We start from the raw sequence: 20,634 nt of genomic DNA, 5'->3' as shown, positions 1-20,634 counted from the left end.
ATCAAAGGCGCGTGCTGGGTTGGGCCTGGCCGTCGGCGACGGCCTGGTCCATCAAGCGGTCCAGCTGGCTGTAGACCTGCCGCGAGACTTCGCGCTCGCGTTTGGACAGTTCGGCCTGCTGGCGCGAGAGCTCGGCCTGGTTGCGGCTGAAGTCGGCTTGCCGCCGGTCGATGTCGGCCTGCCGGCGCTGCAGGTCGGCGCGCTGCGCCTCGATGCCGCTGAGGCGCCCTTCGAACGAGGCGGCGATGCCGGCCGCCTCCGCGCTGTCGGCCTTGCCCTGCATGCGCAGCTGCTCGCGCTGCCGGGTCAGGGCGACGCGTTCGCTGTCCAGCTCGGAACGGCGCACCGACAGCGCTTCGACTTCCGCGGCCAGTCCATCCTGGCGGCCGGCCAGCTCGCCCTGCCTGCCGGCGAACTCGCCTTGCTGGCGTGCGAGATCGCGCATCGGCGCATAAGCGTCCTTGGCCTGCTGCAGCAGCGCGCGGTCGCGCACCACATAGGCCTTGTCGCCGCGGCGGATCCACAGCACCGGCGCGTTGCCGTTCTGCAGGGCGCGTGCGTTGGCCAGATCGTTCTCGCTGCCCTGCACGGTGAGGAAATCCGGCTCGACGATGGCGAAGCCGCGGGGCGCGCCGTTATCGAGGTCGAGGTCGACGTGCGAAGCCTTGCCCACGCGTACCGGCGACGGCGGTGCCGGCGGAGCGGGCGGCGGCACCGGTGCGACCGGCGGTGGCGGCGGTGGCGGCGGCGGGCTCATCGGCTCCATGGGCGCCATCGGCGCGGGCGGCGGAGCAGTGATCGGGTCAAGAGCGGCCATGGCGCGGGCGGCGGGCTTCGCGGCGGGAGCCGGCGTTACCGTCGTAGCCACGGGCGCGACCGGCGCGGGTGCCGCCGCGACCGCGGGCAGCGGATGCGCCGCGACGACGCGCGTGGGCGACACCAGCGGTGCGGGTGCGGGTGCGGCTTGCGGCGCGACCGCGGGCGCGGCATTCGCTGCCGGCGCGGAGGACGTTGCCTGCTGCTGATCCATGCCGCGCGCGGTGACGCGATAAGGCAGCGCACCGGCGACGGCCACCAGCACCACCAGCAGCCAGGCGCCCAGGCGCGGCGGCACGCGGTCGGTCTGCTGCAGCAGGGTGAGGCGGCGTTTCAGGTTCTGGAACGTGGGCGAGGCGCCGGCCAGGCCGGAAGACACCGGAAACGCCACGCCCAGGCGCAGCAGCAGGCGGCCGTAGTCCTGCGGCTCGGCACTGGAGCGGTCCAGTACCTGCGCGTCGCAAGCGGCCTCGCGGTGAAACGCGTATTCGCGCATCGCCCAGCGCGCCAGCGGATGGAAGAAGAACGCGCGCTGCGCGAGCGCCGGAATCCAGCCCAGCCACAGATCGCCGCGGCGCAGATGCGCCAGTTCATGCGCCAGCGCCATGGCGCAGTCGTCCGCATCCAGCGTGTGCTCGGTCGGCAGCAGCACCACCGGGCGCCACAGCCCGGCGACCTGCGGCGACACGATCACGTCGGAGCGGCGCAGCTCCGGGCAGTGGCGCAGGCCGAGCGCGCGCGCCTGTTCGGCGCACTGCGCGAGCAGCCGGGTATCGCGTACCGGTTCGGCGCTGCGCATTACCGCGCGCGTCTCGCGCCATTCGCGCAGCGCGGCGGCCAGCTGCAGCGCCATCGCGATCAGCCACAGGCTGGCCAGGGTTTCGCGCCACGGCCAGGGCTTGGCCGGCGGCGCATCGGCCGCTTTAGCCGCCGCGGCGAGCGGCACCGGGATCGAGGCCAGCGGGTCGCCGGTGACCGCGGTATGGATGGCGATGCCATGTTCCTGCGCCTGCTCGCCCGACAGCGCAGTGGTTTCCACCGACGGCGTCAGCAGCGGCAGTTCCAGCGGACGGCCCAGGATAAGGCCGAGCACCAGCTGCAGGCCCACCAGCCACCACAGCAGGCAGCGCATGGCCGGCGACCAGCGCGGCAGCCAGCGGCACAGCAGCCACACCGCGCCGATCAGGGCGGCAGCTTGGATGGACGTCCAGACCAGGCGGTCGAGCAGCAGGTCGGCGAAACGGAAATAGCCGTCCATATCATTTCTCCTTGCGCCGCGACTGCAGTTGATTGACCAGGGCTTCGAGTTCCGCCAGTTCGTTGTCGCTGACCTCGGCTTTCTCGGACATCCACGCCACGAATGGCGACACCGAACCGGCCAGGGTCTTCTCCACGAACTGATCCACCGCCTGCCGCATCGCTTCGCCGGGACCGGTGGCGGTGCTGTAGCGGTACACGCCGCCGCCCTGGCGGCGGCGCAGATAACCCTTGCCGCGCAGGCGTTCCATCATGGTCAGCACGGTGGAGCGCGCCAGGCCGCGCGCCTCGCCGAAGCCGGTGGCCACTTCGCCGACCGAGGCGGGCTCGTGTTCGGCCAGGTAATGCAGCAGGGCGAGTTCCTGGTCGCCGATCGAAGGCTTGGACATGGCAGGTCATCCGGTGTGACTACAGATGTAGGCACGCTACCCCGTGACTACAGGTGTAGTCAATAGGCTGGTAGCCACGGGGAAGGGGGAACGGGGAACGGCCTCGCAAGTTGCGCGCTTTTGTTCCCCGCTCCCCGTTCCCCGCACTGTAACGATGTAGCGTTTTCGCTCCGGCGCGAAAAAGCAGGAGTAAGATGCGCCGCCATCACCACCCGACCCCGCGCACCGGAGTGCGCATATGAAGACTTTCGACGCTCGTCGCCTGGCTTCCTCTCCCCACCGCGCCGCCATCTCCGTCCGCCGGACCTGAGACCGCCAACCCTCGCTTAAGGCCCACGCCGAAACCATCGGCGCATCGCCTGCTGCCCGCGTGCGCGCACGCGCCGGGTGGCGATGCGCGGATCGCTTCGCATCCGCCATGAACTTCCATCAAGGAGTCGCCGCCATGAAAGCGCTGTTCGCGCAGATGCTGGCCAGCCCCTGGCTGCTTGCGCTTTGCCTACTGCTGTACCTGGGTTTCGTCGGCCCGCAGCTGATCTCCGCCACGAGCACGTTCGCCGTGATCGCCGGCCTGGTCCTGCTGGTCCTGCTTGCGGCCTGGAGCTATCACCTGCTCAGCCGCCTTCTTCGTCACAAGGAATGACTGTTTATGAATCGCACGATCAAACGTTTCTCGATGGTTGCCATTGCGCTGTGCGCGCTGCTGCTGGCGGCCTGCGACAAGGTGCCGGCCGGCAACGTGGGCGTGAAGTTCCAGCTCTATGGCGACGGCAAGGGCGCGCTGCAGGAATTGCCGCCGGGCCGCTACTGGGTGGGCTGGGGCTATGAGCTGTACACCTTCCCCACGTTCACGCAGACCTACGCGTTCACGCGTTCCTCGAACGAAGGCCGCCCGGTCGACGAGTCGTTGAGCTTCCAGACCGCGCAGGGCCTGATCGTCAATGCCGACGTGGGCATCACCTATCACATCGACCCGACCAAGGTGACCTTGATCTTCCAGAAGTACCGCAAGGGCATCGACGAGATCACCGACGTCTACCTGCGCAACATGGTGCGCGACGCGCTGGTGAAGGAAGCCGCGAACCTGGATATCGAATCGGTCTACGGCAAGGGCAAGGCGCATCTGGTCGATGCGGTGCAGAACGACGTGGCCGCGGAGGTGGCGCCGGTGGGCATCGTGATCGAGAAGATCTACTGGATCGGCGAACTGCGCCTGCCGGACAACGTGGTGCAGTCGATCAACGCCAAGATCCAGGCCACCCAGATGGCCGAGCAGCGCCAGAACGAAGTGGCGCAGGCGCAGGCCGAGGCGCAGAAGGTGGAGGCGGAAGCCGAAGGCCGGGCCAAGGCCGCGGTGACCATCGCCGAGGCGGAAGCCAAGGCGATCTCGCTGAAGGGCGATGCGCTGCGGCAGAACCCGAACGTGGTGCAGATGTCGGCCATCGAGAAATGGGACGGCCACCTGCCCACCTACAACGGCGGCGGCATGCTGCCGTTCGTGAACCTGCAGGCGCGCGAGGCGTCGAAGTAAGGCAAATGGCGGAGCCTGCGGGCTCCGCCTTCATTTCAACGGGCGCAAGTTCTTGTCGAGCTGAACGCGCGCAGCCCAACCGATGGCAGGGTGGCCTTGATGTCATCCGCCGCACGCATACTTGGCAACTTACGCGCGCGGACCAAGCCGTCGCCCACCACCACGAGGTAGCACCCATGACTCCCCAGGAACAGCAACTTCTCGACGATTTCCTGCAGCGCCTGGCCGCCGCCGGCGGCGTGGCCAAGGACGCGCAGGCCGACGCGCTGATCCAGCAGCGCCTGGCCGGCCACCCCGACGCGCTCTACCTGCTGGTGCAGCGCAGCCTGCTGCAGCAGCAGGCGCTGGAGAACGCCAAGGCGCAGATCGCGCAATTGCAGGCGCAGGTGAGCGGGCAGGGCGGCGGCAGCTTCCTCGGCGGCCAGGCCGGCGGCTGGAGCCAGCCGCAGCAGCCCTCGGCGCCTCCGCCGATGCCGCAGCAGCAGGCCGCGCCGGGTTGGCGCGAGCGCCTGTTCGGCGGCGCCGCACCGGCGCCTCAGCAGCCGGCAGCCGCACCCAGCTTCCTCGCCAGCGCCGCGACCACGGCTGCGGGCGTGGCCGGCGGCATGTTCCTGTTCAACGGCATCGAAAGCCTGCTGGGCGGCCACCACGGCGGCGGCGGTTTCTTCGGCGGCGGCGGGCAGGAGACCGTGGTGGAGAACATCACGCAGAACAATTTCTACGACGACAACAACAGCGGCAACGCGTTGCAGAACGACCACGCGTTCGCGCAGGACAACAGCGATTTCAACGGTGACCTGAGCGACGTCGGCGACGTGGGCTTCGACGACGATAACGACAACAGCTGGGTGTAAAGCAACATCCTGGCCAGCCACGTCCGGCGTAGGTTGGGGTGAGCCGCAGGCGAACCCCAACATCGTGGTGCCGTTGAAGGTGGCGATGTTGGGGTTCGCCTGCGGCTCACCCCAACCTACGCCGAGCGCTCGCCTTGCGGAAAATCGGCGGAATCACAGGCCCAATCCTTGGGAAGGATGCCTTGCCGGATATAGCGATGGATCGACGAGTACGGCCAGTCGTCGGCACGCGTGACATAGCCGTGTTTCACCGGATTGATGTGGACATAGTCGATGTGCCGCAGAAGATCGCGCTCACTGCGAATCTCATGTTCCCAGTAGCGGCGCTGCCAGATCCCGCGCTCGCTTTGCGTGCGGCGTGAAGGGCTGATGGCTTCATGTGAAGGCATCGCCCTGGAGAAGCGCTGCTTGATGAGCATCCAACGCGTCGCGTAGTCGCCGTCTCCCTCCGGCAACGTCCAGATCGCATGCATATGGTCCGGCATGACCGCCCAGGCTACGGCGTTGAACGGATATCTACGCAACGTGGTTCTGACGGCATGGCGCAGCGAGTCGATGCGATCGACCAATAGGGAGCTGGTGCGATCGGCAAGGTTAACGGTGAAGAAGAATGTGCCGCCTGGGGAGTGGGCTCTGCGATAGCGCATGTAGGGCCGTTGGGGTTCGCTTTCAGCTCACCCCAACCTACAAAAGCCCGCGGCCTCCATCTATCGGGGTAGGTTGGGGTGAGCCGAGGGCGAACCCCAACACCGGACGTAAGGCGGCGCCGATCTCCGGATCAGAACGCCATATCGAACGCCACTTCTCCCTCGACGCCCACCTGATACGCCGACACGCGACGCTCGAAGAAGTTGGTCACTTCCTGCACGTCCTGCAGGTCCATGAAGTCGAATGGGTTCTTCGCGCCGTACTTCTTCGGCAGGTCCAGCTGCACCAGGCGCTGGTCGGCGCAGTACTCCAGGTACTGGCGCATATCCTTCACCGACAGGCCGGCCACGCCACCGGACAGCACGTCCTCGGCGAACTGCGTTTCGCAGGCGATGGCGTCTTCCAGCATTTCTTCCACCTGCGCGCGCATGGTTTCGTCGAACAGGTCCGGCTCTTCCGCGCGCACCGTGCGCACCACTTCGAAGGCGAAGCCCATGTGGCCGGATTCGTCGCGGAACACCCAGTTGGTGCCGGAGGCCAGCCCGTGCAGCAGGCCGCGCGAACGCAGGAAGTACACGTAGGCGAATGCCGCGAAGAAGAACAGGCCTTCGATGCAGGCGGCGAAGCAGATCAGGTTGAGCAGGAACTGGCGGCGCTGTTCGCGCGTTTCCAGGCGCTGCAGGTTCTGGATCGAGTCGATCCACTTGAAGCAGAACTCGCCCTTCTGGCGGATCGAGGGGATGTTCTGGATCGCGCCGAAGGCCTTGTTGCGCTCGGCCGGATCGGGAATATAGGTGTCCAGCAGGGTGAGGTAGAACTGCACGTGCAGCGCTTCCTCGTACAGCTGGCGCGACAGGTACATGCGCGCTTCCGGCGCATTGATGTGCTGGTACAGATTCAGCACCAGGTTGTTCGCCACGATGGTGTCGCCGGTGGCGAAGAAGGCCACCAGGCGATGGATCAGATGGCGGTCCGCGTCGCTCATCTTGGACTTCAGGTCCGTCACGTCCAGCGAGAAGTCCACTTCCTCCACCGTCCAGGTGTTCTTGATGGCGTTGCGGTACATCTCGTAGAACTCGGGATAGCGCATCGGGCGCAGGGTGAGTTCGAAACCGGGATCGAGGATGTGCGACATGGGAATTCCTTTGCTGCGGGCGCCGCCGGCGCTCAATCGAGCTTGCGCGCGTAGCGTTCGCGCACGAAGCGGCTGATATAGGTGGACAGGCCGATCCCGGCGTCGGCCAGCTTCTGCATGTTGCCTACGTGCAGGCGGCCGGGCCGGGTGGCGTCGTATTCGTAGGTGCCGTCGTGGATGAAACGCACCCGGATGTAGCCTTCGCCGCTTTCGTAGGCGGCGACACCGGATTTCCCGCTGCGGTTCCGGTACGGCTTCATCGGGTGCGTTGCCTTATTGGCAGGCCTCGCAGTATTCCGGGTTTTCCAGCGAGCAGAACACCGCGGCGTTGGCCTGTTCCTGCTCGGCTTCCGGCGCCGGCCTGGCTGCCGGCGCGGCGGCGGCCACCGTGGTCTTGGCGATCTTGGTCGCCGGCCTCGAACGCAGGTAGTACGTGGTCTTGATGCCGGACTTCCATGCGTACATGTACATGGAACTCAGCTGCCCGATGTTCGGGTTCTCCATGAACAGGTTCAGCGACTGGCTCTGGTCGATGTATGCGCCGCGCGCGGCGCCCAGGTCGATCAGCGCCTTCTGCGGCAGCTCCCACACCGTGCGGTAGATCTGGCGCAGGCGCTCGGGGATGTTGGCGATGCCCTGAATCGAGCCTTCGGCCAGCTTGATGGCGTCGCGCACTTCCGGCGTCCACAGGCCCAGCGTCTTGAGCTCTTCGACCAGGTAGCGGTTCACCACCAGGAAGTCGCCGGACAGCGTCTCGCGCTTGAACAGGTTGCTCACCTGCGGCTCGATGCACTCGTAGCAGCCGGAGATCGAGGCGATGGTGGCGGTCGGCGCGATCGCGATCAGCAGCGAGTTGCGCAGGCCGTGTTCCTTCACGCTGGCACGCAGCGAATCCCAGCGCGGCATGTCGTTCGGCCTGGCCTGCGGCCAGTAGTCGAACTGCAGCTCACCGTTGGCGGCGCGGCTTTCGGCGAAGCCCGGATGCGCGCCGTGCTCTCGCGCCAGCTCGTTGGACATGCTCAGCGCGTGGAAGTAGATCTCCTCGGCGATGCGCGTGGACAGCGCCAGCGCGTCGGCCGAATCGAACGGCAGGCGCAGCTTGAAGAACACGTCCTGCAGGCCCATCACGCCCAGGCCCACCGGGCGCCACTTCTGGTTGGCCGTGCGCGCGGTGTCGATCGGATAGAAGTTCAGGTCGATCACGCGGTCCAGCTGGCGCACTGCGGTGCGCACGGTGGCGGCGAGCTTGTCGAAGTCGAACACGCCGTCCACCACGTGGCGCGCCAAGTTCACCGAACCCAGGTTGCATACCGCGGTCTCGCCCGCGTTGGTCACCTCGAGGATCTCGGTGCACAGATTGGACAGGTGGATGACGTTCTCGGCCTTGGCCGTCTGGTTGCTGGTGGCGTTGCTGCGGTCCTTGAAGGTCATCCAGCCGTTGCCGGTCTGGGCCAGGGTGCGCAGCATGCGCGCGTACAGCTCGCGCGCCTTCACCTTCTTCACCGCGATGCCGGCGGCTTCCGCTTCGCGGTAGGCGCGCTCGAAGGTCTCGCCCCAGCTGTCGACGAAGTGCGGCACGATCTTCGGATCGAACAGCGACCAGTCGCCGTCGCTCTCCACGCGGCGCATGAATTCGTCCGGAATCCAGTTGGCCAAGTTGAGGTTGTGCGTGCGGCGCGCCTCGTCGCCGGTGTTGTCGCGCAGCTCGAGGAACTCCTCGATGTCGGCGTGCCACGGCTCCAGGTACACGCAGGCCGCGCCTTTGCGCTTGCCGCCCTGGTTCACCGCGGCGACCGAGGCATCCAGCGTCTTCAGCCACGGCACCAGGCCATTGGAATGGCCGTTGGTGCCGCGGATCAGCGAGCCGCGCGAACGCACGCGCGAGTAGGCCAGGCCGATGCCGCCGGCGAACTTGCTCAGCTTGGCCACGTCGCCGTACTTCTCGTAGATCGACTCCAGCGAGTCGGTCGGCGAGTCGAGCAGGAAGCACGAGCTGAGCTGCTCGTGCGCGGTGCCGGCGTTGAACAGGGTGGGCGAGCTGGCCATGTATTCCAGCGAGGACAGCAGGCGGTACAGCTCCAGCGTCTCGCCGATCTCGTTGCCGCCCAGCGCGCAGGCGATGCGCATGAAGAAGTACTGCGGCGTCTCGATCACCTTGCGCAGCTGCGGGTGGCGCAGCAGGTAGCGGTCGTACACGGTGCGCAGGCCGAAGTATTCGAAGCGGCGCGTGGCCAGCGGATCGATGGCGTCGTTGAGCTTGCGCGCATTGGCGGCGACGAAGTCGCGCAGGCGTGCGTTGAGGATGCCCAGCTCCGCGCCGCGCGCGATCGACTGGGAGAAGCTCTGGATTTCCTGGCCGCTCACTTCCTTGTCGACGTAGGCGCCGAGCAGGCGCGCGGCGAGCTGGCCGTATTCGGGCTCCTCGGCGGTGAGCGCGGCGGCGGTGCGGATCGACAGCTCGTCCAGCTCGCGCGTGGTGGCGCCGTCGTACAGGCCGCCGATGGTCTTCAGCGCCACGCGCAGCGGATCGACCGCATGCAGGCCTTCGCCGCTGCGGGTCACCGCGCGCACGATCTTGTTGACGTCGACGATCTCCTGGCTGCCGTTGCGCTTGGTCACGCGCATCTGGCCGGGGTTGTGCGGCGGGGTGAGGGCGAAGGGGGTCTCCGCCACGGCTTCCATGCGAACGGGCTCCGGCGCGGCGGCAGCTGCGTCGGCGGCAGGGAAGGCGGATGCGTCCGCGCGGTCGTCGGTGCGCTCGCGCGAGTCGGTGTCGATAGGTTGCATGGCATCGCTCCAGGCCAAAGGCTTCAACGACCTGCTCCCGCGCGCAGGGCTGAGACGAAGGCGGTGTAGGCGGGGACGGCCGTGCGGCGGAGCGAAGGCTCCGCGCCACGACGCGCCTCCCCGCGGAAGCCGCCATCACTCACCGCGGCGCTGAAGGCCGCGATGTGCCGGCAGGTCTTCGGACTCGCAGACATGGACCGTTCGCTGGCGACCGATCCGACCTACTCGCCCCCGCTTCCCAGCCCTCGAGGACCAGTGCGATGGGAGCTTTCGTTTCCGCTTACCGCTGCGGGGCAGTTCCGGATTCGCACCGGATTCCCTATTAAGCCAATCCGACCGTGGGTCTGAGAAAGGCACCGACGGGGCACAACATATAGGGCGGGGTGGGGCGGGTCAACCCAATCCATTGTGCATATATCGGTGGATAAGTGGGGTAATTCAAGGCCTGGCGCGGCCTGGCGGCCATGCGAAAAATCTTGGCGATCGGTTCTGCCCGGGCGCTCAGGGGGCGATGCTGAAATCCACCTCGATCGGATACGGCGCCGGGCTGGCCGGCGGGGCCGGCAGCTTCCAGCTGGCGAAGCGGCTGAGCAGGCAGGTGGCTACGTCGGTGGGGGCGCGGACTTCGACCCGGCCCAGGCTGCCGTCGGCGTGCACGTCGGCGACCAGTACGAAAGGGGACTTGTCGGGCTTGGGCAGGGTGGCGATGCAGCCCTTGAGCGCGTCGGTGGTGCGGTCGCCGATCGCGGCCCACATCTTCTTCTGGTAGTCCGGCCCGTCCTTGGCGCCCTCGGTCAACTTGGCCTGCTGCACCCGCGTTGAGAAATCGTCCGCCGGCATGCCGGGCGCGGACAGCAGGGCGAGGAAGAGCAGGCTGGTCATGGCGGGGCTCCGTGCAGGAAAGGCCGCCACGTTACCGCAGTGCAGGCCATCGAAGGGGAGTGAAGCATGTCGACGACGTCGCCGAAGATCGTGGCCGTACTGCTGGCGCTGGCAGCCACCGTGGAGGCCTGGGCCGCGGAACGCATCGAGGTGCCGCGTTCCGATGGCGCGAGCACGCCGCTGATGGTGTACGAGCCTGCCGCGGCGAAAACCTGCCCGCCGCTGCTGCTGGTGTCGCACGGTGCCGGCGGAAGTGAGCAGGGCCTGCGCTATGTAGGCGAGGCCTTGAGCGCCGACGGCTGGCGCGTGGTGGTGATGGGGCACCGCGAAAGCGGCCTGCCGGTGCTGAAGCAGGATCTGCGCAGCGATGGCTTCAAGGGCGGCATCACCGCCCTGGTTACCGATGCGCCGGCTTATCGGGCCCGCTTTCTCGACATCGACGCGGCGCTGGCGTGGTCGGAACAGCGCTGCCACGCATCGTTCAAGGCGCTGCTCGGCCATTCGATGGGCGCGATCACGGTGATGCTGGAAGCCGGTGCGCACAACAAGCTGGGGCTGGCGCCGAAGGGCAGCTTCGACGCCTATGTGGCCTTATCGCCGGAAGGGCCGGGACCGGTGTTCCCCGAAGGCGCATGGGCACCGATCGCCGCGCCCACGCTGCTGGTCACCGGCACGCGGGACCAGGGGCTGGGCGGCGACTACCGCTGGCGCATGCAGGCCTTCGATGGACTGGGGCCGGGCTGCCGCTGGCTGGCCGTGGTGGATGGCGCCAACCATATGAACTTAGGCGGCGGCCAGTTCGCCGCGGGTGCGCAGAAGAGCACGACGACGCTGGTGTCGGCTTATCTGGATGCGCTGCGCTCCGGCCGCTGCGGCACGCCACCGGCTTTGGCGGGCGTGTCGGTTCGCCAGAAGCCGGACGAGTAGCGGGCTTTCCATCCCCCTGCTCAGCTCGCTGCTTGCCCCTGGTGATCCGTTTCGGTGGCTGGGGCCTGCAGATAGTCCAGCGCCGCCTGCAGCATCGAGGTCATGCCTACCTTCAGGGCGCCCTCGTCCATCAAGAACCGCGGCGAATGATTGGCTGCCGCCTTCGCCGCATCCTGGCCGGCTGGCGTGGCGCCGACGAAGAAGTACACGCCGGGCACTTCCTTGGCCAAATAAGCGAAATCCTCCGAGGGCATGGCCGGAGGAGCCTCGACCACATGCGCGTGGCCGACCGCCTTGACCAGGCTGCTGCGTACCCGTGCGGTCAATGCGGCGTCGTTGACCGTGACCGGATAGCTGTCGCCCATCGGGATCTGCAGTTCCGCCGTGGCGCCGTTCGCGGCGGCCACGTGTTCGGCGATGCCGCGCAGATGGTCGATGGCTTGCTGGCGCATGGCGGGATCGAAGCTGCGCAGGGTTCCCTGCAGTTCCACTTTGTCCGGCACGATGTTGTGGCGCGTACCGCCTTCGACGATGCCGAAGCTGAGCACGGCCGGCAGCGTGCCGATATCCAGCCGGCGGCTGACGATGGTCTGCGCCTGCTCGACGATCTGCGCCGCGGTGACGATGGGATCGACGCCGTTCCACGGCATGGCGCCGTGCGTCTGGCGTCCGTGGACCACCAGCTTGAAGCCGTCCGCCCCGGACAGCGCGGGTCCCGGCCGCAGCGCCACCGTGCCGACGTTGAGCGTGCTGATCACATGCATGGCGAATACGGCATCCGGTGCGAAGTCGCGGAACACGCCTTCTTTCAGCATGAGCGCGGCCCCGCCTTGCTCGCCCGCTGGCGCTCCTTCCTCCGCCGGCTGGAAGACGAACATCACCTCGCCCGGCAGCTCCTGCTTCATGCCGGCGAGCACGGTGGCGACGCCCAGCAGCATGGCCGTGTGCGCGTCGTGGCCGCAGGCGTGCATCACGCCGGTGGACTTGCCGCGGTATTCGCCCAGCGCTGCTGAGGCAAACGGCAGGCCGGTTTCCTCCGTGACCGGCAGCGCGTCCATGTCGGCGCGGATTGCCAGCCTCGGCCCGGGCTTGCTGCCTTTGAGAACGCCCACCACGCCGTGGTGCGCGATGCCGGTACGCACGTCCAGGCCGAGCTTCTTCAGCTGCGCGGCAACCAGTGCGGCGGTGCGCGTCTCGCGATTGCTCAGTTCGGGATGCTGGTGGATGTCGTGGCGCCATGCGACGACCTGGGGCAGTTCGTCCTGAATGCTTTGCGCCACATCGGTGGCATGGACAGGTACGGCCGATACGGCGGCAAGGGACAGCATGAGCAAGGCGCTGCGCATCATGAGCATTCTCCGGCGTGGATGTCCGCTGCGAAGCGTATGCGCAGCGCTGCATCGATGGCGGCTTTGAGAGCGGCAATTGGGAGTATTCCGGATATGCAGTGTGCCGCGCGCCGCGAAGCTGACATGTCGGGGACAACTTTCGTATTTCTTCGATATCTGAAAGGCGCGACTGAGCGTCTACTCATAGTCGCGTAAGCACTGGCGTTCTGCACGCTTATCGCAATGCAGTTGCTAATCCTCTTCCATGAACTGGAGAAGTCCCATGCAAATGCGTTCGAGAAAGAAGATGGCCGTCAGGGTCATGGCCTGGATGGCGGGGATGCTCGCGCTCACCGCCGCGAGTCTCGCTTTCGCCACGCCGCGGGCATCCGTGGAAAACAACCCGCGCATCGATCCGCGCATCATCGGCGGCAATGAAGTATCCAGGGGGAAGTACCCATTCATGGCTTCGCTGCAATTCGACGGGCAGCATTTCTGCGGTGGATCGCTTTATCGCCAGGATGTGGTGATTACTGCTGCTCATTGCGTCAACGATGTAACCGATCGCAACGCGGCGGAGCACACGGTCACCATCGGGCAGACCCTGCTTTCGGATGGCATCGGCGCGCAGCGGCGAAGGATCCGGGCAGTGGCGATCAGTACGCTCCCGGCGTCCGATCTGGCTCTGGTGTTTCTGGACAAGCGGGTCAGTGGCGTCGTCCCGGTCAGCTTGCCTACGCTGGGCAGCGATGCCTTGTACCGGCCCGGGCAGACGGCAACGGTCATGGGCTGGGGCAATACCGATGCGGAGCTGCCGTTCTTCCCCAATCGGCTTCGGGAAGTGGATGTGCCCATTCTTGCGCCGGAGGAGTGCGCCGCCAGCTACGAGGGATACGAGCTGGGCACCCATTTCTGCGCGGGTGTCCGTGGCAAGGATTCCTGCCAGGGCGATAGCGGCGGACCGATCATTCGCAGCGTTGGCGGCCGCGTCTATCAAATCGGCGTCGTCTCGTTCGGCGAGGGATGCGCGGAGCAGGGTGCGCCTGGGGTGTATGCCAACCTCAGCTCAGGCGAGCTGTGGAATAGCCTGCGGTTTATCTGGGTGCAACCGGCGCGGAGAAAAGGACTGCATACCGTCGGATCGAACCGTCGCTAGGCCTGATTCCCAAGCAGCCGTATGGCGGAACGGCGATGCAAGCCGTGGCTCGGCGGCAATGCACGACCATGGCGTACCTGCAGGCACGCCATGGTCGAGGAGGGCACGGCTGCCCGGAGTGATCCGCTCCTGGTAACCGTCTCCTCACGCCAGATGCGGCGACGCGAGATTTTCCTCGCTCCGCATTTCGACCAACTTCAACTGCGTGCGCCCGAACTCCGCACGCAGTTGCTCCCGTGGTACAGGCCAGTGATCGGCACAGCAGCGGAAGAGGCTAGCTTCATGGCTGCATGTCAGAGAAAACTTTCGTACTTCTGCGATATCCAGGAAGCAAAGGCTATGTGTTTACTTGTAGCCGCGCAAGCGGCTGGCTTTCAGCGGGCTTATCGCAATGCAATGGCTAATCTCTCTTCCATGACCTGGAGAAGTTCCATGCAAATGCGTTCGAACAAGAAGGCAATCGTCAGCATCATGGCTTGGATGGCCAGCATGCTCGCTCTCACCACTGCGAGCCTGGCTTTTGCGAAGCCGCAGATATCCGTCGAGAACAGTCCTCGCATCGATCCGCGCATCATTGGTGGTCATGAGGTCTCCAGGGGAAAGTACCCGTTCATGGCCTCCCTGCAATCTGGCGGGTCGCATTTCTGCGGAGGGTCGCTTTATTACCGGGACGTGGTGATTACCGCTGCGCATTGTGTCAACAACGTAACCGACGGAAATGCGGCAGGGCTCTCGGTCACCATCGGGCAAACCCTGCTTTCAGACGACATTGGAGCGCAGCGGCGAGGCGTCAGCGCGGTAGCGGTCAGCACGGTCCCGGACTCCGATCTGGCGCTGATATTTCTTGACGCACCCGTCAGCGGCGTCGTCCCGGTCAGCTTGCCCACGCTGAGCAGCGATGCCTTGTACCGACCCGGTCAATTTGTAACGGTGATGGGGTGGGGCAACACGGATCCGGATATCCCCTTTTTTCCGGATCGATTGCGTGCGGTGGACGTGCCTTTGCTGGCACACGACGAGTGTGCGGCCGCATATGGCGATGATCTGAGCACTTATTTCTGCGCTGGAGTGCGCGGACAAGGAGCCTGTCATGGCGACAGTGGCAGTCCCATCATTCGTAGTATCGGTGGCCGCGTCTACCAGATCGGGGTGGTCTCATTCGGTGGTCTTCCTTGCGCAGCGCAGGGAGCACCTACTGCATATGTCGATCTTAGTTCGGGCGAGCTGTGGAACAGTCTGAAGTTTATCTGGGTGAAGGCGGGGCCGGGTAAGCAACTGCCTATGGTCGGTTCGGGCCGTCGCTAGGAGCCGCTTTTCTGCGGCTTGCCGAGACAGGGATGGCGATGCGATGCATGCCGCTTGACTCGGGTGGCAACGCAAAACCCTGGCTCGTTGGCATGCGCAGGCATGCCAACGAGCCAGGGGACGCGGGGCAGCAGTGCGATCGGTTAACCGGTGACAGGCTCGTTCACGCCAGATGCGGTGAAGCCAGGTATTCCTCGCTCTGCATCTCGATCAGCCGCGACTCCGTACGCCCGAACTCCGCACGCAGCCGCTCGCCGTCATACAGCTCGGTGATTGGCGCTGCAGCGGAAAGGATCAGCTTCACATGGCGGTCGTAGAACTCATCTACCAGCAGCACGAAGCGGCGCGCGGCATCTTCGCTGTAGATGCTGAACTGCGGCACGTTGGAAACGATCACCGCAGGTCCCGCCTTGGCGATGGCGATGTAGTCGGCCACGGCGCGCGGACCTTCGCACAGGGCGTCGAAGTCGAACCACAGGATGTTTTCGGCGCGCTTGCGCACGGGGATGGCGCGGTCGTTGACCACGATGTCGCCGCCTTCCGTCGTTTCGCCCTGCGCCTGGGTGCTGAAGATGCGGGCCAGCGAGCGCTCCGCCTCGGCGCTGGGCGGGGTGAAGTACACCGGCGCCTGGGTCAGCGCGCGCAGGCGCCAGTCGCGCGAGGAGATCATCTCCACCACGTGGCACTGCTGTTCCAGCAGGGCGATCGCCGGCAGGAAGCGTGCGCGCTGCAGGCCGTCCTTGTAGAGATTCTTCGGCTGGGTGTTGGAGGTGGTGACCAGGCTCACGCCGCGGGCGAACAGCGCTTCCAGCAGGGTGCCCAGTATCATCGCGTCGCCGATGTCGTTGACCAGGAACTCGTCCAGGCACAGCACGCGGCAGCGCGCGGCGATGCCCTCGGCCACTTCCGGCAGCGGATCCTGGCGATTGCCCAGTTCGCGCAGGCGCTCGTGCACTTCGCCCATGAAGCGGTGGTAGTGGCGGCGCAGCGCCATGCCCTGCGGCAGGCTGGCCACGAACAGATCCATCAGAAAGGTCTTGCCGCGGCCCACGCTGCCCCACAGGTACAGCCCCGGCACGGCTTCGCGCGGCTCGGCGCCGAGCAGCGACTTCAGCCGTCCGAACAGGCCGCCGTTCTCTTCGCGGGCGGCGGTGAGCGCCGCGTGCATGCGGTCGAATTCGGGCAGCACCGCCAGCTGGGCCGGGTCGCTTTCCCAGCGGTGCGCGGCGACGCCTTCCTGGTAGCGCGCGCTTGGCGCGATCGTAAGTGTTTCGCTCATGGGAGAAATCGCGGAAGGGCGCGTCAGCCGCGCGGGGGCGGCAGCCAGTCCTGCACCACATGCTTGATCGCGCCGCGCAGGTCCATCAGGCGGCGGTGGAAGAAATGCCCGGTGTCCGGCATGCGCACCAGTTCGGGTTTCTTGTGCAGGCTGTCGATCCAGTCGAACACCGCCTGCGGATCGACCACTTCGTCGCTCTCGCCCATGACCACCAGCCAGGGGCAGGACGGCAGCGGAATGGCGTCGAACTCGTAATGGCGGCGCGCCACCGGCGGCGCGATGCTGATCAGCGCGTCCGCATCGAGCTCGACCGCGCTGCGCAGGGTCACATAGCTGCCGAACGAGAACCCCGCCAGCCACAGCGCATCGCCGGGCCGCCGCGTGCGCACCCAGCGCACCACGGCGGCCAGGTCGTCACGCTCGCCGTTGCCGTAGTCGTGCTGGCCTTCGGATTCGCCGGTGCCGCGGAAGTTGAAGCGCACCGTGTCCAGTCCGCGCTCGCGCAGGCTGCGCTCCACCATGGTCACCACCTTGTTATGCATGGTGCCCCCTTCCACGGGGTTGGGGTGGCAGATCACGGCCACGCCGCGGCGCGCGTCGGCCGGCTCGGCGACGTTGCTGATCGTTTCGAGCTTGCCGGCTGGGCCGCTCAGCGCGAAGCTGGCTTCTTCACCGGGGAACTGATCCGGATCGTTGGGGAAGGCGATGGGAGTCATACGCGGAATGATAACCGCCGGGCCGGTCCGCCGCCCGCTCGTGCGGAAAGCTCGGACATGAACCATCTTGCGCATGCCCTGCTGGCGGGTGATGACGAGGAGCTGCGCCTGGGCGGCATGCTGGGCGACTTCGTGCATGGGACGCCCGATCCGCAGCGGTTTCCGGCGCGGGTGATCGACGGCATCCGCCTGCACCGTGCGATCGACGTTTACACCGACGCCCATCCGGAGGTGGCCGAAGCGCGGCGCCTGCTGCCTTCGCCCTACCGCCGCTTCGGCGGGATCCTGCTGGACATGTGGTTCGACCATGAGCTGGCGCGGGATTTCGCGCGCTGGAGCGGCCAGCCGCTGGATACGTATTCCGCAGGACTGCGCGCGCTGCTGCACCGGCACCACGGCCTGCTGCCGGACGGACTGAAGCGCTTCCTTATCTATATGGAAGCCCACGATCTCCCCGCCGGCTACGCCGAACGCACCGAGATCGAGCGCGCGCTGCGCGGTGTGTCGGCGCGCCTGAGCCGGGCCAATCCGGTGGGCGAGGCGATGCCCGTGCTGGTGGAGCTGGAGCCGCAACTGCGCGAGCGCTTCGAGGCGTTCTTTCCGCAGCTGCGGGACTTTGCGGCGGACTGGATCGCCCATGGGGAAGTCTCCGGATTGCGCTGAAAAGGCTGTGCTAAGCTGCATAGCAATTGCTATACATGGCGCTCCATCCATGAAGACAGCGGTCATTCCTCCCTTGCGCGTCGACCCCGAATTCCGCGAACAGGTGCTGGGCGTGCTCCACCAGGGCGAAAGCCTGTCGGCCTTCACCGAAGCCTCGCTGCGTGCCGAGATCCACCGGCGCACCGCCCAGCGCGAGTTCATCGAGCGCGGGCGGGCATCGGCGGAGAAGGCGCAGCGCAGTGGCCGTTACGTCGAGGCCGACGACATGCTGGGCCAGCTCTCTGCCCGGCTTGGGGCGGCGCCCCGGCACGAGGGCGATGAGTGACTTGTCGCGTCCGCTTCACGGAAGAAGCCCGCGACGACCTGCTGCGCTGCTTCGACATCCTGCTCAGCCGCGACCGTCGTGCAGCCGGGCGCGCGCTTGCCGCTGTCGCCAAGGCGACCGAGCTGCTTAAGGATTTTCCCTACGCCTGCCGCAAGGCGGACGAGTCCGACCCGTTCCTGCGCGAGCTGCTGATCGGCTTCGGCGATGCGGGCTATGTGGCGCTGTTCGAGATCCGCGGGAGCGAGGTGCATGTGCTCGCGGTGAGGCATCAGCGTGAGGACGACTACCACTGAAATGGGAGCTGACGGGCGTCTCCGCGAGTCCCCCTCATCCCAAGCTTCTCCCCGGCGGGGAGAAGGGGCGAAAGAAAAACGCCGCCCTGTGGGCGGCGTTTTGCTTTGATCCGATTGAAGCTGGCTTACTTCGCCTGATCCACAATCCAATGCACGGCGTTCTTCACCTGCTCGTCGGTGAGCGCCGGGTTGCCGCCCTTGGCCGGCATGAAGTTGCCGTCCGGGCCGTGGTAGCCCTCGATGGCGTGCTTGACCAGGGTGTCGACGCCCTGCGCGATGCGCGAGCCCCAGGCGCCCTTGTCGCCCAGCTTCGGCGCGCCGGCCACGCCGGCGGTGTGGCAGCTGTGGCAGAGGTTGTCGTAGATGGTCTTGCCGTCGGTGCTGCCGCCGTAGGCGACCTGCGAGGCGGCGGCCTTGGCGGCGGCGTCGGCGGCGGCCTGCATGGCGGCGCGGCCGGTGTCGCCGGCGTAGACGGCGCCCGCCGGAGCGATGCGCTCGGCCACCTTCTTGGCCGCGTCCGGATTGGTTTCCTTGGGTTCGGCGTCGTAGATCATCCAAGCGCCGCCGATCAGCAGCAGCGTCAGCACACCCAGGCCAGCGATCAGCAACGAGAAGCTGCGCATGAAGCTCTGGTCGGATTTGGTCATGGAACCGCTCACGCAATACTCCCGTTTTCGGTGGGCGAACCATCGGGCCTGGCCGGACCGCGGGTTCAGGCAATGAAGTCCCGGATTATAGACGAACGGACCGGCCTGTCTTCCAGCCATGGCACCATGGGCGGCGAGGGAACCGGATGCGGGCCGGTCCGGTCCCTCATGCCGACACCGGACGGACATCGTCGGACCGCATAGTGGCGCGGCTCATCCCTGCCATCGGTCATGCGCCCCCCCTGTCAACTGGCATTGTCCCTTTTCGTTGAACTGCCCCTATCCTTTCGCCGTCGTATCAAAACAGGCGCGCAACCGCGCGCGGCGGGGTCGGGTAGGGGCCCGCCTATCATCCAGGAGCTTTTTTCATGTCGCGTTTTTGGAAGATCGCGCTGATCGTGATCGCCGTGATCATCGTCGGAGGAGTCGGTTTCCGTCTGCTGCACAAGCCGGGCGAAGGCCAGGGCGGACAGGCGGCCGGCAACGGCCAGGGCGGCCCGGGCAAGGGCGGCGAAGGCAAGGACAAGGAAGCCCCGGTGCCGGTGACGGTCGAGCCGGTGGTCAAGCGTGACGTGCCGGTCTACCTGACCGCGCTGGGCACCGTGCAGGCGCTCAACACCGTGACGATCAATCCGCAGGTGTCCGGCCAGCTGATGAGCCTGAAGTTCAAGGAAGGCCAGGAAGTGAAGCAGGGCGACGTGCTCGCCGAGATCGACCCGCGCACCTTCCAGGCCAATTACCAGCAGGCCGTGGGCAAGAAGGCGCAGGACGAGGCGCTGCTCGCCACCGCGCGCGCCAACCTGGCGCGCAGCCAGAACCTGGCGCCGCAGGGCTATATCTCCAAGCAGGACCTGGACACCCAGCGCAACCAGGTGTCGCAGTACCAGGCCGCGGTCGCGGCCGACGTGGCGGCGATCGCCAGCGCGCAGGTGCAGCTGGGCTTCACCAAGGTGATCTCGCCGATCGACGGCGTCACCGGCATCCGCGGCGTCGACCCGGGCAACCTGGTCACCACCACCAGCACCATCGTCACCATCACCCAGCTGCATCCGATCTACGTGATGTTCACGCTGCCGGAGCAGAACCTGGAGATGGTGCGCAATGCCGTGCGCGACAGCAGCACGCCGCTGGCGGTCACCGCGCTGGACCGCGTCGACGCGCATCCGATCGCCGACGGCGGCGAGCTGAAGGTGATCGACAACCAGATCGACACCACCACCGGCACCTTCCGCCTGCGCTCGCAGTTCGCCAACGAGAAGAACGACCTCTGGCCCGGCCAGTTCGTCAACGTGCGGCTGCAGGTGCGCACCGTGGCCGGCGGCCTGGTGATCCCGTCGCAGGCGGTGCAGCGCGGTCCGGACGGCGACTACGTCTACCAGATGCAGGCCGACAGCACGGTCAAGATGCAGCCGGTGAAGGTGGCCGGCGAAGTCGGCGACAGCCACGTGATGATCGGCACGGGCCTGAAGGAAGGCGACCAGGTGGTCACCGAAGGCCAGTTCCGCCTGAAGCCGGGCAGCAAGGTGAAGGGCCTCAAGCCGGGCGAAGTGCCGGCCGCGCCCACCGCCGAAGAGCTGCAGCAGCAGGGCAAGAAGGGTCAGCGCAACGGCGGCGGCCGCCGCGGCGGCTAAGCCACACCGGCCGGGCGCGCGCCATGAGCGCGACGCCCGGCGCCACGCGCGGCGCATAGACGCGC

Annotated in this window: 21 protein-coding genes and 1 riboswitch; of the genes, 10 read left to right on the top strand and 11 right to left on the bottom strand. The window is 66.7% G+C overall.

Features of this window, described 5'->3' with window-relative positions; all coding sequences use genetic code 11:
* Window position 1 precedes the first annotated feature (1 nt).
* Complete coding sequence (locus tag FHW85_RS16265; RefSeq protein ID WP_168648942.1) at window positions 2–2,074, bottom strand: M56 family metallopeptidase; 2,073 nt, start codon at window positions 2,072–2,074, stop codon at window positions 2–4.
* A gap of 1 nt (window position 2,075) precedes the next feature.
* On the bottom strand, window positions 2,076–2,462 hold the full coding sequence (locus tag FHW85_RS16260; protein WP_167254946.1) for a BlaI/MecI/CopY family transcriptional regulator: 387 nt from the start codon (window positions 2,460–2,462) through the stop codon (window positions 2,076–2,078).
* A 445-nt stretch (window positions 2,463–2,907) separates the two neighbouring features.
* On the opposite strand from FHW85_RS16260, the gene FHW85_RS16255 reads away from it, so the two are divergent.
* The 3 genes from FHW85_RS16255 to FHW85_RS16245 all read left to right on the top strand — a co-directional run bounded on the left by FHW85_RS16255 (window position 2,908) and on the right by FHW85_RS16245 (window position 4,847).
* Entirely contained in the window at window positions 2,908–3,105 is a 198-nt protein-coding gene (locus tag FHW85_RS16255; RefSeq protein ID WP_168648941.1) for a hypothetical protein, read from the top strand.
* Window positions 3,106–3,111: 6 nt separating this feature from the next.
* Window positions 3,112–3,993, top strand: a complete 882-nt coding sequence (locus FHW85_RS16250) for a prohibitin family protein (RefSeq protein WP_210427828.1) — start codon at window positions 3,112–3,114, stop codon at window positions 3,991–3,993.
* Window positions 3,994–4,169: 176 nt separating this feature from the next.
* Entirely contained in the window at window positions 4,170–4,847 is a 678-nt protein-coding gene (locus tag FHW85_RS16245) for a DUF2076 family protein (protein ID WP_167254950.1), read from the top strand.
* 116 nt (window positions 4,848–4,963) lie between these two features.
* Here FHW85_RS16245 and FHW85_RS16240 read toward each other — a convergent pair whose 3' ends face one another.
* The 5 genes from FHW85_RS16240 to FHW85_RS16220 all read right to left on the bottom strand — a co-directional run bounded on the left by FHW85_RS16240 (window position 4,964) and on the right by FHW85_RS16220 (window position 10,299).
* A complete protein-coding gene (locus tag FHW85_RS16240) occupies window positions 4,964–5,494 on the bottom strand; it encodes a transposase (RefSeq protein ID WP_168648940.1) in 531 nt (176 codons plus the stop codon).
* Between the two features lie 131 nt (window positions 5,495–5,625).
* On the bottom strand, window positions 5,626–6,630 hold the full coding sequence (locus tag FHW85_RS16235; protein ID WP_167254952.1) for a ribonucleotide-diphosphate reductase subunit beta: 1,005 nt from the start codon (window positions 6,628–6,630) through the stop codon (window positions 5,626–5,628).
* A 32-nt stretch (window positions 6,631–6,662) separates the two neighbouring features.
* Window positions 6,663–6,890 carry a hypothetical protein gene (locus tag FHW85_RS16230; protein WP_167254954.1) on the bottom strand — a complete coding sequence of 76 codons (228 nt, stop codon included), beginning with the start codon at window positions 6,888–6,890 and terminating at the stop codon, window positions 6,663–6,665.
* Window positions 6,891–6,903: 13 nt separating this feature from the next.
* A complete protein-coding gene (locus tag FHW85_RS16225) occupies window positions 6,904–9,417 on the bottom strand; it encodes a ribonucleoside-diphosphate reductase subunit alpha (RefSeq protein ID WP_208399731.1) in 2,514 nt (837 codons plus the stop codon).
* A 151-nt stretch (window positions 9,418–9,568) separates the two neighbouring features.
* Window positions 9,569–9,793, bottom strand: a riboswitch (cobalamin riboswitch).
* 125 nt (window positions 9,794–9,918) lie between these two features.
* Entirely contained in the window at window positions 9,919–10,299 is a 381-nt protein-coding gene (locus FHW85_RS16220; RefSeq protein ID WP_168648939.1) for a peptidase C13, read from the bottom strand.
* Between the two features lie 66 nt (window positions 10,300–10,365).
* On the opposite strand from FHW85_RS16220, the gene FHW85_RS16215 reads away from it, so the two are divergent.
* The gene (locus FHW85_RS16215) at window positions 10,366–11,226 is read left to right on the top strand and encodes an alpha/beta hydrolase (protein ID WP_168648938.1); all 861 of its coding nucleotides are present in this window, start codon (window positions 10,366–10,368) and stop codon (window positions 11,224–11,226) included.
* 20 nt (window positions 11,227–11,246) lie between these two features.
* Here FHW85_RS16215 and FHW85_RS16210 read toward each other — a convergent pair whose 3' ends face one another.
* Entirely contained in the window at window positions 11,247–12,575 is a 1,329-nt protein-coding gene (locus tag FHW85_RS16210; protein ID WP_246866795.1) for an amidohydrolase, read from the bottom strand.
* A gap of 262 nt (window positions 12,576–12,837) precedes the next feature.
* On the opposite strand from FHW85_RS16210, the gene FHW85_RS16205 reads away from it, so the two are divergent.
* Complete coding sequence (locus tag FHW85_RS16205) at window positions 12,838–13,710, top strand: serine protease (protein WP_168648937.1); 873 nt, start codon at window positions 12,838–12,840, stop codon at window positions 13,708–13,710.
* Window positions 13,711–13,800: 90 nt separating this feature from the next.
* The gene (locus FHW85_RS16200; protein WP_168648936.1) at window positions 13,801–15,015 is read left to right on the top strand and encodes a serine protease; all 1,215 of its coding nucleotides are present in this window, start codon (window positions 13,801–13,803) and stop codon (window positions 15,013–15,015) included.
* 163 nt (window positions 15,016–15,178) lie between these two features.
* On the opposite strand, the gene zapE is transcribed toward FHW85_RS16200, so the two are convergent.
* On the bottom strand, window positions 15,179–16,294 hold the full coding sequence (gene zapE, locus FHW85_RS16195) for a cell division protein ZapE (RefSeq protein ID WP_168648935.1): 1,116 nt from the start codon (window positions 16,292–16,294) through the stop codon (window positions 15,179–15,181).
* Between the two features lie 23 nt (window positions 16,295–16,317).
* Window positions 16,318–17,010 carry an alpha/beta fold hydrolase gene (locus FHW85_RS16190; protein WP_167254966.1) on the bottom strand — a complete coding sequence of 231 codons (693 nt, stop codon included), beginning with the start codon at window positions 17,008–17,010 and terminating at the stop codon, window positions 16,318–16,320.
* 57 nt (window positions 17,011–17,067) lie between these two features.
* Here FHW85_RS16190 and FHW85_RS16185 point away from each other — a divergent pair, with 57 nt between their 5' ends.
* The 3 genes from FHW85_RS16185 to FHW85_RS16175 are packed head-to-tail and all read left to right on the top strand — an operon-like array spanning window position 17,068 to window position 18,291.
* Window positions 17,068–17,673, top strand: coding sequence for an ACP phosphodiesterase (locus FHW85_RS16185; protein ID WP_168648934.1), 606 nt, complete (start codon window positions 17,068–17,070; stop codon window positions 17,671–17,673).
* Between the two features lie 49 nt (window positions 17,674–17,722).
* The gene (locus FHW85_RS16180) at window positions 17,723–17,998 is read left to right on the top strand and encodes a YlcI/YnfO family protein (RefSeq protein ID WP_167254970.1); all 276 of its coding nucleotides are present in this window, start codon (window positions 17,723–17,725) and stop codon (window positions 17,996–17,998) included.
* Window positions 17,995–18,291, top strand: coding sequence for a type II toxin-antitoxin system RelE/ParE family toxin (locus FHW85_RS16175; protein ID WP_167254972.1), 297 nt, complete (start codon window positions 17,995–17,997; stop codon window positions 18,289–18,291). The genes FHW85_RS16180 and FHW85_RS16175 overlap by 4 nt, the downstream gene beginning before the upstream one ends.
* Before the next feature lie 125 nt (window positions 18,292–18,416).
* Here the strand turns inward: FHW85_RS16175 and FHW85_RS16170 are convergent, their stop codons facing one another.
* Window positions 18,417–18,938 carry a c-type cytochrome gene (locus FHW85_RS16170; RefSeq protein ID WP_167254974.1) on the bottom strand — a complete coding sequence of 174 codons (522 nt, stop codon included), beginning with the start codon at window positions 18,936–18,938 and terminating at the stop codon, window positions 18,417–18,419.
* 368 nt (window positions 18,939–19,306) lie between these two features.
* Between FHW85_RS16170 and FHW85_RS16165 the strand changes: the two genes are divergently transcribed.
* Entirely contained in the window at window positions 19,307–20,569 is a 1,263-nt protein-coding gene (locus FHW85_RS16165) for an efflux RND transporter periplasmic adaptor subunit (protein WP_168648933.1), read from the top strand.
* Window positions 20,570–20,634: the final 65 nt, after the last annotated feature.

It is taken from the genome of Dyella sp. SG609 (genome assembly GCF_012275375.1).
Lineage (GTDB): Bacteria > Pseudomonadota > Gammaproteobacteria > Xanthomonadales > Rhodanobacteraceae > Dyella_D > Dyella_D marensis.
The sequence above is the reverse complement of the archived record's forward strand: the minus strand, read 5'-3'. Positions and strand labels throughout refer to the sequence as shown.